The following is a 13163-nucleotide window of genomic DNA, read 5'->3' as shown; positions in this document are numbered from 1 at the left end:
TGGAGAAGCGATATGGGATTAAGGGAGCGGAAAAAAGAAGAAACGAGAAAGACGCTGCTGGAACAAGCGGGGGCGCTGTTCGCGGCCAAAGGCTACCAGAACGTCACCACGGCCGAAATCGCCCGGGAAGCGGGCATCGCGGAGGGCACGCTGTTCAATTATTTCCGGAACAAAGGCGAATTGTTCGTTGCGGCCGTCATGCCCGAGCCCGCCATCGAGACGTTTCGCGGCGCCGAATTGGAAGATCCCAGTCCTCGTCGGCTGGCCGCGGCCATCGTGGACATGCTGGACGGGGAGCTGTCCCGGTTCGAGCGCGTGGAGAAACGGATGCTGCAGGATTATTTTGCCATCGTATATGGCGGCGCTTTGGCGGAAAGCGCGGAGGCGCGGGCGGGGTTGTTCGCGGCGGACGAGCGGATGCTGGTTCGGGTGCGTTCGTTTCTGGAAGCCCAGAAACAGGCGTTTTCCGCGCGGATGGCGGGTTTCGATGCGGATCTGGCGGCGTCCTGCATCTTCGGCTGCGTCGTCACGCTGATGAATCAATACGTGCTGATCGAGGGGTATTCCTATGCGCAATTCAAGAAAACGATGTTCGACCAGATTTCGTTCATTTTGACGGGGCATGTGGCATCGCCGTAAGTGCCTGCCAAGCATCGCTGCGCCATTTTCGGCCGGCGGTGTTTTTTTGTTCGGAAAATGCCGGATGACAGAAGCGAGTTCATCGAGTATACTCAAAATATGAGTGCACTCATAAATGTTGCAGTGAATCAGGGAAGGAGCGGGGAAAAGTGAAAAGCCGGGTTCGGATTGAATGGGAGTACGACGGGAAAACCGATTTCTCCTCCGGAACGGGGGCTTATCCGTCGGAGAAAGCGTTGGGGCTTCTTTCCGCGGCCGTGATCCCCTGTTTTTTGCTCTATCTGGCGCATTCGGGCGCGGTCGAATGGAACGCCTTGCAGCTCGCCGTCGCGCTCCTGCTCGCGTTTGACGTCGGCGGCGGCCTCGTTTCGAACGCGCTGAATTCGTGCAAGCGATTTTACCATACCCCGCCGAAGAAGAAGGAGGGCAAGCTCGGCTTTGTTTTGAAGCATCCGGTCCTGTTCAGCGTCTTCCACGTTCATCCCGTCGTCGCCGGTCTGCTGTTCGGGGAGCGGGACTGGACGTTCGGCCTGCTCTGGTACGGTCTGTTTCTGGCCTCCGTCGCCGCCGTGTTGCGAACGCCACTTTATTTGCAGCGTCCCGTCTCCATGCTGCTGATCATGCTGTCGTTTTTGGTCAACGGGTACTTGATCGAGCCGATCGCCGGTTTCGAATGGCTGATGCCGCTGTTGTTCATCAAAATCGTGTACGGCCATCTTGTCAGGGAAGAGCCTTACCGAAAGTAAGGAGGAAATGCCTTGAAAACAGTGCTCGTGGCCGGGGCGTCCGGCTATTTGGGGCGTTACGTGGTCCGCCGTTTTAAAGAAGAAGGCTATTGGGTCCGGGTGCTCGTCCGCGATCCCGCCCGCCTGAACGCGAGGGGGGCCATTTGGAGCCGGCGATCGGGGAGGAAGCGGACGACGTCTTCGTCGGCGAGATTACGCGGCCCGAAACGCTTGCGGGCGTATGCGACGGCATCGACGTCGTCTTTTCTTCCGTCGGCATCACCCGTCAAAAAGACGGTCTCGCCTTCGACGACGTCGATTATCAAGGAAACGTCAACTTGCTCCGAGCCGCGAAACGGAGCCGAACCGCGACCCGGTTTCTGTTCGTTTCTGTTTACGAAGCTTCGCGAATGCTTCATCTGGACATCGTGAACGCTCGCGAACGTTTCGTTTCCGAATTGGCCGCCTCCGGCTTGTCTTATGCGGTGATAAGGCCTACCGGTTTTTACTCCGACCTTGCCGGGCTGCTTCGCATGGCGGAACGGGGCGTCGTCTTCCTGATCGGCGACGGCCGATATCGCCTGAATCCGATCCATGGGGCGGATCTGGCGGAAGTGTGCGTTCGGGCGGCTGCGCCGGATTACCGGGAGACGGAGGCGGAGGCGGGGGGGCCGGAAATTTTCACCCATCGGGAGCTGGCGGAGCTTGCTTTCCGGTCGGTCGGGCGCCCGGTCCGAATCGTTTCGCTGTCTCCGCGAATCGTACGCATCGCGCTCCGACTGCTGAAGCCGTTCCATAAAAGGCTGCACGGAACGCTTTCCTTTTTCGCGGAGGCGATGCAGATGGATCTGGTTGCCCCGAGGCATGGAAATTATCGGTTGAAACCGTATTTCGATCAGGTTAAGCTTGTCATGAGAGAGACGGCCGAAGGGTCGGCCATCGAATCGGAACAACGGGAGGAATCGAAAATGAAGACGATTAGCCGAATGATGGATCATCTGTATTGGGCGAACGGGCGCATGCTGGACGCGCTCGACGCGAGCAAGACCGAAAACAAAGACATTCTCAAGCTGGCCCGCCACGTTGCCGTCGCGGAGCAAGTATGGCTTTCCCGCCTGGAAGGGAGAGGCAGCACGCAGTATGCGTTATGGGAAGACGCGGAAGACGTGGCAACGCTGAAAAAGATGTTCGCGGAAAACGAAAAACAGTACAGACAATATATCGGCCGGCTCGAGGAGCGCAACCTGGACGAGATGGTCGAATACGCGAACCAGAGCGGCGTCCCGTTTCGAACTTCCGTCCGGGATATTTTGACGCAAGTCGCCCTGCACGGCCAATACCATCGCGGCCAAATCAACCGGGCGCTGAGAGGCGATTCGGCGGAGCCCGTCCAAGTGGATTTCATCACGTTCGCAAGGCTGGAGCAGTAGCAAGCCCGGTCCCGTCAGAAGGCTTGAAGGGCAACGAAAACGGATGCGATCATGACGATCAGTCCGCCCGCATTGCACATGAAGTAATAAAAGTCGCTCGGTTCGGGATCGTTCACCCAAAGCCTGTAAGACAAGGAAAAAAGAATATCCTGCAATTTCCGGTAACGATAGCCGCACCGCCCGAAAATCAACAGAGCCAGCCCCAGGAACAAAAAGCCGGGCGAACCGGGCGCACGGTGATACTTTTCTGTGCGGATTTCACTTTTTGCGCTGCAAGGTTTTACGGGTCCGATTGATGTTCGATTCGAATTGAACGTCGATGCGCGCATAGACGCCGTCAGGATTGCTTGCGGACCTGTCCGCATTCGAAGGGAAATTAAAAGCGGCAATCACGATATCGTTTCGGCCTCTGCGAAGGAAGCGGACGATATCGAACGATCTTCCCGGATTAAAAAATGAGGAATTGGACTGCGGGTTATCGATCGTGACGGCTCTTCCGTTAATGAAGACGATGGCGTAGTTGTCAACGGCCAGAAATAAGGTTGCGCTGTCTATTTCTTCGATATCCCTGTTGATCAGGAATCTTCTGGCGACCGCGGCCGCCGGTCCATTCGGGTCGTTTCGTCCCCAAACGTAGGATCCGCCTGCCTGCGGCGCTACCCATGCCGGGTTTCGATCGATTTGAAGCGCGTTTACCCAACTGCTATTTGTTTGGATAACGGTTCTCGTCTGCTTGACGACGGCGGGCTTTTGCGAATTCAACGATTTTTGGGCGGAGACCAGCATGCTGCTCACGCCGGAGGCGGAGATTCCGGTTCGTTTTGCGGGCGCTTGAACTTTTTTTCGCAGGGTTTGCCTGCTTTTTTCCGCGGTTTTTCCGACAGCTCGTTTGTACAAGTTTATCCCACTTCCCTTCAAGTTGTTCCTTATCATCAATATGAGACTAGCAGCCGTATGGAGAGGGACAAATGAAAGAGTCGAAATTCATCATTTTTCATGGCTATGGAGGGGAGCGTTTCTGCGGATGGGCAGGCCGACGAGAGCATCCGGAAGAAAAATAACGCGTTCGACAAGAAACCCTCTTGCTTCCATGCCCGAATCGCTTACAATAGAAGGGAATTCCGATGGGGAGAGGAGCGATAAGTACATGCAGTATACGTATCTCGGACGTTCGGGGCTCAAGGTCAGCAAGCTTTGCCTCGGCACGATGAATTTCGGGGCCGAAACCGACGAGAAGGAAGCGTTCCGGATTATGGACGCGGCGCTCGATTCGGGCATCAACTTTTTCGATACGGCCAACGGCTACGGAGGCGCCGGGCATCAGGGCGGACGGAGGAAATTATCGGACGCTGGTTTGCCCAAGGCGGCGGACGCCGGGAAAAGGTCGTGCTCGCGACGAAGTTTTACGGCATCATGGGCGACGAAAACGACGGTCCGAACGACGAACGGGGACTGTCTGCGTATAAGCTTCGCCGTCATTTGGAAGGCTCGCTGCGCCGGCTCCGGACCGATCATGTCGAGCTATATCAAATGCATCACGTCGACCGCAACGTCTCCTGGGACGAAATTTGGGAGGCCTACGACGTCGCGCTGTACCAAGGCAAAATCGGATACGCGGGCTCGAGCAACTTCGCGGGCCGCGATCTCGTCAAGGCGCAATACGAAGCGGCGAAACGCAACAAACTAGGACTCGTGTCCGAGCAGCATAAATACAGTCTGCTGTGCCGGCTGCCCGAGCTGGAGGTTCTGCCGGCCGCCGAGGAGCTGGGCATCGGCGTCATCGCCTGGAGCCCGCTGGACGGCGGCTTGCTCGGAGGCAACGCGCTGCGGCCCCTTCCCGGATCCAACCGGTCGGGCAACCCGGACCGCGTGGCGAAGCACCGGCCGCAATTGGAAGCGTTCGAGAAGCTGGCGCGGGAATTCGGCGAAAGCGAGGCCAACATCGCGCTCGCCTGGACGCTGCTCCACCCGGCGATGACCGCCCGATTATCGGGCCGCGGACGCAGGAGCAGCTGGAATCGGCGCTGAAAGTCGTCGACATCGAGCTGGATGCGCCGACGCTGGAACGGCTGGACGAAATTTTCCCCGGTCCCGGCGGCGAGGCGCCACAAGCCTACGCCTGGTAAACCGCGCAAAAGGCAGCTCGTTAAAAAAGCTTTCCCGAAATCGGCCTCCGCGCCGTCCGGGAAAGCTTTTTTGATCCCCGGGGATGCACTCCACCGCCATAACTTTCCCAATGCTCTTCAGCGAGGTGAAGAACTGTAAATTCCGCCAATGTAAAAAAAGACGATCTTGCAGCCGCCAAGGCCGCAAGACCGTCCTGCGTTCATACCGAGATTTCCGCCCACACCTCGTCATCGACATGCAGCGTAATTTGGGAAGAGTAGACGCGCTGGTTGTATTCCGTTTCCATATAGCGCATGATCGCTTCCTTCAAATTCGCTTCCACCAGAAACCGGCTGCGGCCCTGGATCCACGTCTCGGCCGTGAAGCCTTCGTGTTCTTCCCACGACAGCTCCACTTCAACGGCCGTAACGGGAACTTCGTACCGCTGCGCCATGTTCAGGCAAACGGCGTTTACGATCTCGTCCATCGTAATGCGCATTGCCAATTACCACCTGTTGGCGTCTTGCGGGCGGTGCTGCTCGTCGCGGCGCTTCCGGAAGTATACGAATGCGGCGCGGATCAAGGCGATCACCGCGACGATCGCGAGCACGTTGACGAGCAGTCCGAGGATTTCGCCGAAGAAGCCCATTCCGCCGAACAAGCCGCCGAACAGCAGGCCCGCGAGACCGCCGATCATCATGCCCTTCATGAAGCTGCCGCCGCTGAAAAAGCCGCCTTTTTGCGTCGCGGTCGAGCCGGCCGTCGTTCCGGACGACTTCGTTCCGGTTCCCGAGTTGCTGCTTTGCACGTTATCCTGGGCTTTGGAAGGCGTTTGCGAAAATGACTTCTTGCCGAACGATTTTCTCGCGGCGTCGGCCGAGTCGGCCGGAACCGTTACCGCGACCGTAAAGGCGAACAATCCGAGCACGAGCAAAAGTTTCTTCCACATGTAATGCGATTCCCCCTGCAAAAAGTGATAGTTGGTGTCATAATGGATATACGGATCATATCGTTCGCGGTTTCAAAAATAATAATTCGCGAAATGGATTTTCGAAGGAGCAAAACGAATGGCGAATTCCCGTTACCCGGAAGAATATATCGAATACCTGGCGGAATATTTCGGTTCGCGCGATTTTTTCGAATGCCATGAAATTATGGAGGAATATTGGAAAAAGACGCCCGATTCCGAATGGTCCGTCTGCTGGCTGGTGCTCATCCGCCTTGCCGTCGTCCAATATCATGCCCGAAGGGGGAACGGGGCGGGGGCGGCCAAGCTTCTTGCGAAAGCGTCCGGAGAAGTCCGTCCCGACCTGATGGACCGCCTGGGACTTGACGGCGCCGAACTTGAGCGGATGATCAAGGACAAGCTGACGGCATGGAGCGGCGGCGATGCGACCTATGAAGAATTCGAGCTGCCGATCGCGGACCCGGAGCTGCTGAGGCTCGTTCGCACCCGCTGCGAAGAGAAAGGCTGGGGCTGGGCGACGCCCCGGCAGCGCGTTCCGGACGACATCGTTCACCGCCACCTTCGGCGGGACCGCAGCGAAGTCGTTTCGGCTCGCGCCGCCGCGGCCGAGCTGAAGGCCGCAAAGCGAGAGAAGGGCGAATGAATCCGGCGAGCGGAGCGGATTCGAACGGCGGCGGATGCCGTCAGGCGGACGTTCGGGCGGCAATTCCGTTTCGTCCGCTCTTATCGGCATCCCCTTCGCTCAGCACGGCTTCCGCCGGCTCGGAAGCCGGGAGCGCGGCATTTTGTCGGCATCGCTAGCGGGTAGATCTGCACTTTGTCGGCACCCGCAAGCGGGAGCGATCGACCGGCGCGAAGCTTCTGAACGAAGGGGATACCGATAAGGAGAAAAATACGCGTGAATGGGACCATGAACCATCGCCCCCCAAAAAAAGAACCCCGCCTGAGAGGAGGGACCGAACGACGCCGCTGCGAGCCCGCAAACGCGGGTTGGGCGACGACGGTCCGGCAGGTCCGCTTCAAGCAAGGGGGATTAGGCTCCCTCCGATTGCCGCTCCAAATATTCGTACCCGTTCGTGACGAGCTCGAGCTTGCCCGTTGCCGGATGGATGATCAGCCCGTGAACGGGGGTGCCCGGCGGCAGCAGCGGGTGGTTGCGCACGATGCCCACGCTGTTTTCCACGCCTTCCCGCACGTTTTCGAAGCCTTGGAGCCAGCGGTTGAAGTCGACTCCGGAATGGCGCAGCGTCTGGATGACTTCCTTCGAAATGCCGCGTTCCTGCATATGGCCGACGACCCGGTTCGGATCGAGGCCGGTCATGCCGCAATCGTGGTGGCCGATGATGAACACTTCGTTGGCGTTCAGCTCGTAAAGCGCCACGAGCACGCTCCGCATGATGTTGCCGAACGGCGCCGTAATGATCGCGCCCGCGTTTTTGATGATTTTGGCGTCGCCGGAGTGCAGGTTCAGCGCGTTGGGCAGCAGCTCCGTCAGCCGGGCGTCCATGCAGGTGACGACGACGATCCGCTTGTCGCCCTGGCGGCCGGGCGTCAGCTTTTCGTAATTTTTTTGTTCGACAAACGCTTCATTGTAGGCCAAAACCTCTTCCAATCTCCGCATGCTCGTTCACCTTTCCTTTTAAAACGTATTTCCTTCCTGCTTCCATTAAAACGTGTTTCGAACTTCTCTCCGGTCGACGACGGCAAGACGGTTCGTGTAAATTTGGCCGTCGCTCAGCAGCCGGAAGCGGCGTCCCGCGGCATCGTAATCCACTCGCATCCGTTCGTCGAAAAACACTTCGTGGCGTTTCTCGTACCAGACCCGGACGGGGCCTCCTTCGGCCTGCACGTCGTCCGCAAGCGGAGCTTCCACCGCCCACAAAGCGGGCACGCCGCTGACCGCGCAGCCGCAGCCTTCCGAGTCGTACACCAGCTTCCAAACGGGCCCCTCCGGCCCGAATTCGGCCCGCAACGCTTCCGCGGCTTCGGCGCTCCAATCGATCCTGATCATCGTTGTTTCTCCTCCCGCCGTGGCGTTTTTCCCAACCGTTCCCGCAGCCGATCGCTATGTTGATTATAGTTTTCCCGACGGGTATGATCAAGGGGGGATGACTCCAGTACGGAAAGGATGGACCGGGATGGATACGCCAAACATTCGTTCGGAAGAACTCAAACGTTTTTACGAATTGACCCGCAAGCTGAAGCAGTATGAGGAGATATTGGGAGTCGTCTATTGGGATATGCGGACGGGGGCTCCCCGCAAAGGAATCGGGCTGAGATCCGAAGCCGTCGGGACGCTGTCCTCCGACATGTTTCGGATCGCGACGTCGGACGAGATGGGCGAGCTGTTGGAGCGGTTGTCCGAGCCAGGTACATACGAAGCGTTGGAGGAAACGGACAGGCGGCTGGTCGAGGAAACGAAAAAGGAATTCGAGCGCAACCGCAAGCTGCCGCCCGAGCTGTACCGGGAATATGTCGTCTTGACGTCCCAAGCCGAATCGGCTTGGGAGGAAGCGAAGGAAAAGAACGATTTTCCGGGCTTTTCTCCGTATTTGGAGAAGATCATCGCGTTCAACCGCCAGTTTATCGAGCTGTGGGGCGCAAAAGGCACGCCCTACGATACGCTGCTGGACATGTACGAGCCCGGCATGACGACGGCGGAGCTGGACCGGTTGTTCGGCGAATTGAAGGCGCGGCTCGTGCCGCTGGCGGAGGCGATCGCGAGCGACGGAGTTCGCCCGGATACGTCGTTTCTGCGGGGAACGTTTCCGGTGGAGGCGCAAAAGCGGTTTAGCCTGTTCGTCCTGAAGGAAATGGGCTACGATTTCGGCGCCGGTCGGCTCGACGAAAGCGTCCATCCGTTCGCGACCGGCTTGAGCCCAGGGGACGTCCGCATCACGACGCGCTATTTGCCGCAGGACTTGACCAGCGCCTTGTTCGGAACGATCCACGAGGGAGGCCATGCGCTCTACGAGCAAAATATTTCGCCGCAGCTGGCGGGCACGCCGCTGGCCGGGGGCACGTCGATGGGCATCCACGAGTCGCAATCCCGCTTGTGGGAAAATATGGTCGGCCGCAGCCGCGAATTTTGGCGGCATTATCTTCCCGAGCTGCGCAGGCATTTTCCGGGACAGCTCGAAGGAACGGACGCCGAGGCGTTCTACCGCGGCATCAACGTCGTCGAGCCGTCGCTGATCCGGATCGAAGCGGACGAACTGACCTACAACCTGCATATCCTCATTCGGTACGAACTGGAAAAAATGCTGTTCAACGAAAACTTGCGCGTCGCCGATTTGCCGGAGGCGTGGAACGCGAAATACGCGGAGGCGCTCGGAATCCGCCCCGCGACCGATGCAGAGGGCGTCCTTCAGGACGTGCATTGGTCCGGCGGTTCGTTCGGCTATTTCCCTTCCTATTCGCTCGGAAACATGTATGCCGCCCAGATGATGAACGTCGCGCGGCGCGAGCTTCCGGACCTTGCGGCGAACATCGCCGCCGGCGAGCTTCTGCCGCTCAAAAGCTGGCTCGCGGAACGGGTATACCGGTTCGGCAGGCTGCTTCGGCCGTCCGAAATCATCGAGCGCATCAGCGGGGAAAAGCTGCAATCGAAGTACTTGTGCGACTATTTGGAAACGAAATACCGGGACATTTACCGTTTGTGAACCGATGTCCGAATCGGAGCGCTTCCGGCCGCCGCGCGGCGAAGCGTTCCTTTTTTCTTCAAAAAAGACCGTTCGAAAACCCGCCTTATCTACGAATCTTGGTCATGTCTTGGAAGCCGGGTCATACAATGAAAGTGAGGCCCGTATGCACGGATACTTTTTTGTCACTCTAGACGAATGTCCTGCATAGACTTAATTGACTTGAAACGTATGGAGGAGGTCTATCGAATGGCTATTGCGGATAAACGGCTGCAACGACGGGAAATCATCACGAAAGCAGTTTGCGGCAAAGGCCGGAAATTTCAGGCAGTTACCCACACCGTGACGCCGCCGCACCACCCTTCCAGCATTCTGGGGGCCTGGATCATCAACCATCAGTACGAAGCGGTCAAATCGGGGGACGGCATTGAAATCGTCGGTTCTTACGATGTGAACATCTGGTATTCCTACAGCAAAAACTCGCAAACCGACGTAGCCAAAGAAACGATCTCCTATGTAGAGCACGTTCCGCTCTCGTATGTGGATCCGAGGCACCGTTCGTCCACGGAGGAAGTGTCCGCCGAGGCGACGCAGGAGCCGAATTGCGTGGAAGCGACGATCAGCTCGAACGGCGCCTCGGTGCTCATTCGCGTGGAGCGCGAATTCGCCGTGGAAATGGTGGCCGAGACGAAAGTGGTCGTCGTCGTCGATCCGACCGGCTTCGAGGACGAAGACAAGGATGCCGACTTCGGACTTGCGGAAGGCGAATTCGACGATCTGGATTCGGATTTGCTGGAAGAAGACGATTTGTAAGCGGCCCGGGTCAGGGGCGGTACTTAATTCTATGCCTACGCGAGCGGATTGTCGAGGGCGGATGCCCGGTCGAAAAAAAATCGGCAGCCTATTTCGGGCGGCGCGGTCAGCGTTCGGCGTGCGGAAGAGAAGTTTCGGACGGCAGGAAACGCAACGCGTCGGGGTGCAATCGGGGAAGGGTCATCCGGTTTCGGCGTCGATTCGCCGACGGGACGGCCCTTCCCGCGCTTTTGGCGAAGGGGGAGACCGGTGAGCGGCGGCCAAGCGGAAGGGACGGTATGGCTGTGCGGAGCCCGGGGGACGGACGGCGGGCTGTCCGGCGCGGGCTTGCGCCCGTGGAAGCCGGGGGAGAAAGTCGGGCCTCGCGACGCCGTCATTCCGAACGGGGGGCGGGCTGCCTTTCCGGCCGGACAAGCGGAAGGAGCCTGGCTCTGGAACGCGAACGCCGAAAAGGCCGCGGCACTGGGGGCGGCGGAAACGGCCCGCAGGCTGGAGCGGGAAGGCTTCCGGACGGCGTTTTCCGATCGGAAGCCGCGGCCCGGAGCCGCCCGCGCTTCGGCCCGCGGCGGGGAGCTTCGGGGAGCGGACGCCGGCCTTGCACGGGCGGCGCGCGCGTTTGCCGTGACGGTGTTCGGGCTGCAAGCGGTCGAAATCGATCCCCGGCCGGAGGAAACGAAAGCGGGACGGGAGCTCGGGCGAAGGTTGGAACGGGCGTCCGCGCGGGCGCTCTACGCGCTGGGCCTCGATATGGGCACGGTCAAATGGGAGGTGGACGGCAGAGGCCGACAAGGCGCGGTCGTCGAAATCGGCCCCGCGCTGCGTCCCCGCGCGAAAGAGGCGGCGGCGCGGCTCGCCCATGCGGCGGCAAGCTTCGCGGAGGCGTGGCGCCGGGAGACGGGAGTGGGGGCATGCGCCGTGCTCGGGGCCGACCCCGAATTCGTGCTGTTGTCGCCGCGGGGGAAGCTGGTACCCGCGGCCCGTTTTTTCGCGCCGGGCGGCGCCGTCGGCTGCGACAGCGTCGTCATCGGCGGCGCGCTGCGCTGGCCGCTCGCCGAGCTCAGGCCCGCGCCGTCCGCGGAGCCGCGCGTACTCGCCGCGCGGCTGCGCAAGCTGCTCGCCGACGCGGCAAAACGAACGGCCGGCGCGGACGTGTCGTTCCGCGCCGGAGCCGCGCCCGCCCGCGGCGTTCCGCTCGGCGGGCACCTGCATTTCAGCGGCGTCGCGCTGACGGGCGAGCGGCTTCGCGCGCTCGACAACGCCGTCGCCTTGCCGCTGCGGCTGCTCGAGCCGCCGGAAGCCGGGCGGCGGCGGCCGCGGTACGGCGCGCTCGGCGATTTCCGCCCGAAGCCGCACGGCGGCTTCGAGTACCGCGTGCCGCCGAGCTGGCTCGTGTCGCCGCTGCTCGCGCGAGGCACGCTGGCGCTCGCCAAGGTGGCGGCCGAGCACTCCCGCGACCTTGCGCCGCATCGCCCGCTCGACGATGACGCGATGCGCGACGCCTTCTACTTCGGCGACCGGCCGATGCTGCTCGCCGGCTTCGAACGGGTCCGCCGCGCCGTCATGGCGACGAGCGGCTACGCCCGCTACAAGGACGATATCGATCCGCTGTTTCGCGCCATCGCCGCGGACAAACGGTGGGACGAAAGCGCCGACCTCCGGGACAAATGGAAAATCGCTCTTGCAGGCGGCAAGCATCCGCTCAAACCGGATCGGGTTCGATAGGTTCCGGCATGTTGCCGGTATAGACCGATCGGGGACGGAAGATGCGGTTGACGCGGGCCTGCTCCAGCAGGTGGGCCGTCCAGCCCGCCATTCTTGCCGCCGTAAACGTCGGGGTGAACAGCTCGGGCGGAAGCTTCAGGGCGCGCAAAATCGCGGCGGCGAAAAACTCCACGTTCGTATGCAGGCGGCGTCCGGGCTTGTATTCCGCGAGCAGGCGGACGGCGGTCTTCTCGACGAAAAGCGCCAGTTCGAACGACGCTTCCCGGCCGGTCAGCCGAAGCGTCGCTTCGCGCAGCGCTTCCGCGCGGGGATCGGTCGTCTTGTAGATCCGATGGCCGAAGCCCATCAGGCGGCCTCCGCTTTCGAGCACGCCGCGCATCCACGGCTCGGCGCGTTCCTTCGTCCCGATCGCCTCCAGCATGGCGACCACTTCGTACGGCGCTCCGCCGTGCAGCGGTCCGCCCATGGCGCCGATCGCGCCGCTGACGGCTGCGCCCATGCCCGCTTGCGTCGACAGGATGACGCGTCCGGCGAACGTCGAGGCGTTGAGCCCGTGCTCCATGCCGAGGACGAGATAAGCGTCCAGCGCGGCGGCATGCGCTTCCGCGGGCGCTTGTCCGGTCAGCATGCGCAAGTAGTTGGCGGCATGGCCGAGCCCGGGGTCGGGTTCGACTTCGGCGAGCCCCGCCGCTTTGCGCGCCCGGTACGCAATGATCGTCGGCACGACGGCCGTCAGCCGCTCGGCCTCGGCCGGCGACGGCGGCCATGCGCCGCCTTCCATGGCGCCGATCGCGGCGATGGCGGTTTGCAGCGCGCCCATCGGCCCGGCCGAATCGGGCAGCAGGTCGAGCAAACGCTTGACGGCGCCGGGAAGCGTCCGGCCAGCGGCCAGGCGTTTTTTTAGATCCGCTTCTTCCGCCGCATCGGGCAGCCTTCCGTTCCACAGCAGAAAGGCGACCTGCTCGAAGCTTTTGGAAACCGCCAGCTCCTTCGCCTCGTACCCGCGATAGACAAGCCGTCCGCGCTCTCCGTCGACCAGGGAAATGTCCGTTTCCGCCGCGACGATTCCTTCCAATCCGGTAACGCTGGCCATGTTTTGCCCACCTCTTTCATTTGAATT

Annotated in this window: 14 protein-coding genes and 2 pseudogenes; 9 read left to right on the top strand and 7 right to left on the bottom strand. The window is 60.7% G+C overall.

All coding sequences use genetic code 11. From position 1 onward, the window contains the following. Window positions 1–12 precede the first annotated feature (12 nt). The 4 genes and pseudogenes from JW799_RS22605 (at window position 13) to JW799_RS22595 (ending at window position 2794) form a co-directional block, all read left to right on the top strand. A complete protein-coding gene (locus JW799_RS22605; protein WP_080839678.1) occupies window positions 13–639 on the top strand; it encodes a TetR/AcrR family transcriptional regulator in 627 nt (208 codons plus the stop codon). A 149-nt stretch (window positions 640–788) separates the two neighbouring features. Continuing rightward, window positions 789–1385: a hypothetical protein gene (locus JW799_RS22600; protein WP_205431787.1), complete on the top strand. Its 597-nt coding sequence runs from the start codon at window positions 789–791 to the stop codon at window positions 1383–1385. Window positions 1386–1406: 21 nt separating this feature from the next. Then, window positions 1407–1496 (top strand): annotated as a pseudogene (locus JW799_RS30320) (NAD-dependent epimerase/dehydratase family protein); the annotation flags it as partial. A gap of 32 nt (window positions 1497–1528) precedes the next feature. Then, the gene (locus tag JW799_RS22595) at window positions 1529–2794 is read left to right on the top strand and encodes a DinB family protein (protein ID WP_205431786.1); all 1266 of its coding nucleotides are present in this window, start codon (window positions 1529–1531) and stop codon (window positions 2792–2794) included. A gap of 14 nt (window positions 2795–2808) precedes the next feature. On the opposite strand, the gene JW799_RS30435 is transcribed toward JW799_RS22595, so the two are convergent. Further along, window positions 2809–3123, bottom strand: a complete 315-nt coding sequence (locus JW799_RS30435; RefSeq protein ID WP_476695929.1) for a DUF6199 family natural product biosynthesis protein — start codon at window positions 3121–3123, stop codon at window positions 2809–2811. Then, window positions 3053–3691, bottom strand: coding sequence for a hypothetical protein (locus JW799_RS22590; RefSeq protein WP_205431785.1), 639 nt, complete (start codon window positions 3689–3691; stop codon window positions 3053–3055). Before JW799_RS22590 ends, JW799_RS30435 begins: the two co-directional genes overlap by 71 nt. A gap of 250 nt (window positions 3692–3941) precedes the next feature. On the opposite strand from JW799_RS22590, the pseudogene JW799_RS22585 reads away from it, so the two are divergent. Further along, window positions 3942–4920, top strand: a pseudogene (locus JW799_RS22585) (aldo/keto reductase). A gap of 200 nt (window positions 4921–5120) precedes the next feature. Here JW799_RS22585 and JW799_RS22580 read toward each other — a convergent pair. Both JW799_RS22580 and JW799_RS22575 read right to left on the bottom strand, forming a co-directional pair. Next, window positions 5121–5399 (bottom strand): DUF2653 family protein, encoded by a 279-nt coding sequence (locus JW799_RS22580; protein WP_080839670.1) that lies wholly within the window; start codon window positions 5397–5399, stop codon window positions 5121–5123. 6 nt (window positions 5400–5405) lie between these two features. Further along, the gene (locus JW799_RS22575; RefSeq protein ID WP_080839668.1) at window positions 5406–5849 is read right to left on the bottom strand and encodes a hypothetical protein; all 444 of its coding nucleotides are present in this window, start codon (window positions 5847–5849) and stop codon (window positions 5406–5408) included. Window positions 5850–5967: 118 nt separating this feature from the next. Here JW799_RS22575 and JW799_RS22570 point away from each other — a divergent pair, with 118 nt between their 5' ends. Further along, window positions 5968–6510: a DUF309 domain-containing protein gene (locus tag JW799_RS22570; protein WP_080839666.1), complete on the top strand. Its 543-nt coding sequence runs from the start codon at window positions 5968–5970 to the stop codon at window positions 6508–6510. 390 nt (window positions 6511–6900) lie between these two features. Here JW799_RS22570 and JW799_RS22565 read toward each other — a convergent pair whose 3' ends face one another. After that, complete coding sequence (locus JW799_RS22565; RefSeq protein WP_080839664.1) at window positions 6901–7488, bottom strand: beta-class carbonic anhydrase; 588 nt, start codon at window positions 7486–7488, stop codon at window positions 6901–6903. A 45-nt stretch (window positions 7489–7533) separates the two neighbouring features. Next, window positions 7534–7878, bottom strand: coding sequence for an iron-sulfur cluster biosynthesis family protein (locus JW799_RS22560; RefSeq protein ID WP_139787299.1), 345 nt, complete (start codon window positions 7876–7878; stop codon window positions 7534–7536). Between the two features lie 127 nt (window positions 7879–8005). Here JW799_RS22560 and JW799_RS22555 point away from each other — a divergent pair, with 127 nt between their 5' ends. The 3 genes from JW799_RS22555 (at window position 8006) to JW799_RS22545 (ending at window position 12043) form a co-directional block, all read left to right on the top strand. Beyond that, window positions 8006–9529 (top strand): carboxypeptidase M32, encoded by a 1524-nt coding sequence (locus JW799_RS22555; protein WP_080839662.1) that lies wholly within the window; start codon window positions 8006–8008, stop codon window positions 9527–9529. A gap of 228 nt (window positions 9530–9757) precedes the next feature. Further along, window positions 9758–10321, top strand: a complete 564-nt coding sequence (locus JW799_RS22550) for an outer spore coat protein CotE (RefSeq protein ID WP_080839660.1) — start codon at window positions 9758–9760, stop codon at window positions 10319–10321. A 249-nt stretch (window positions 10322–10570) separates the two neighbouring features. Beyond that, on the top strand, window positions 10571–12043 hold the full coding sequence (locus JW799_RS22545) for a putative amidoligase domain-containing protein (RefSeq protein WP_205431784.1): 1473 nt from the start codon (window positions 10571–10573) through the stop codon (window positions 12041–12043). On the opposite strand, the gene JW799_RS22540 is transcribed toward JW799_RS22545, so the two are convergent. Further along, complete coding sequence (locus JW799_RS22540) at window positions 12021–13136, bottom strand: citrate synthase/methylcitrate synthase (RefSeq protein WP_205431783.1); 1116 nt, start codon at window positions 13134–13136, stop codon at window positions 12021–12023. The two genes, JW799_RS22545 and JW799_RS22540, sit on opposite strands and share 23 nt — an antisense overlap. Window positions 13137–13163 lie beyond the last annotated feature (27 nt).

Source organism: Cohnella algarum, from assembly GCF_016937515.1.
GTDB classification, from domain to species: Bacteria; Bacillota; Bacilli; order Paenibacillales; family Paenibacillaceae; genus Cohnella; species Cohnella algarum.
The sequence above is the reverse complement of the archived record's forward strand: the minus strand, read 5'-3'. Positions and strand labels throughout refer to the sequence as shown.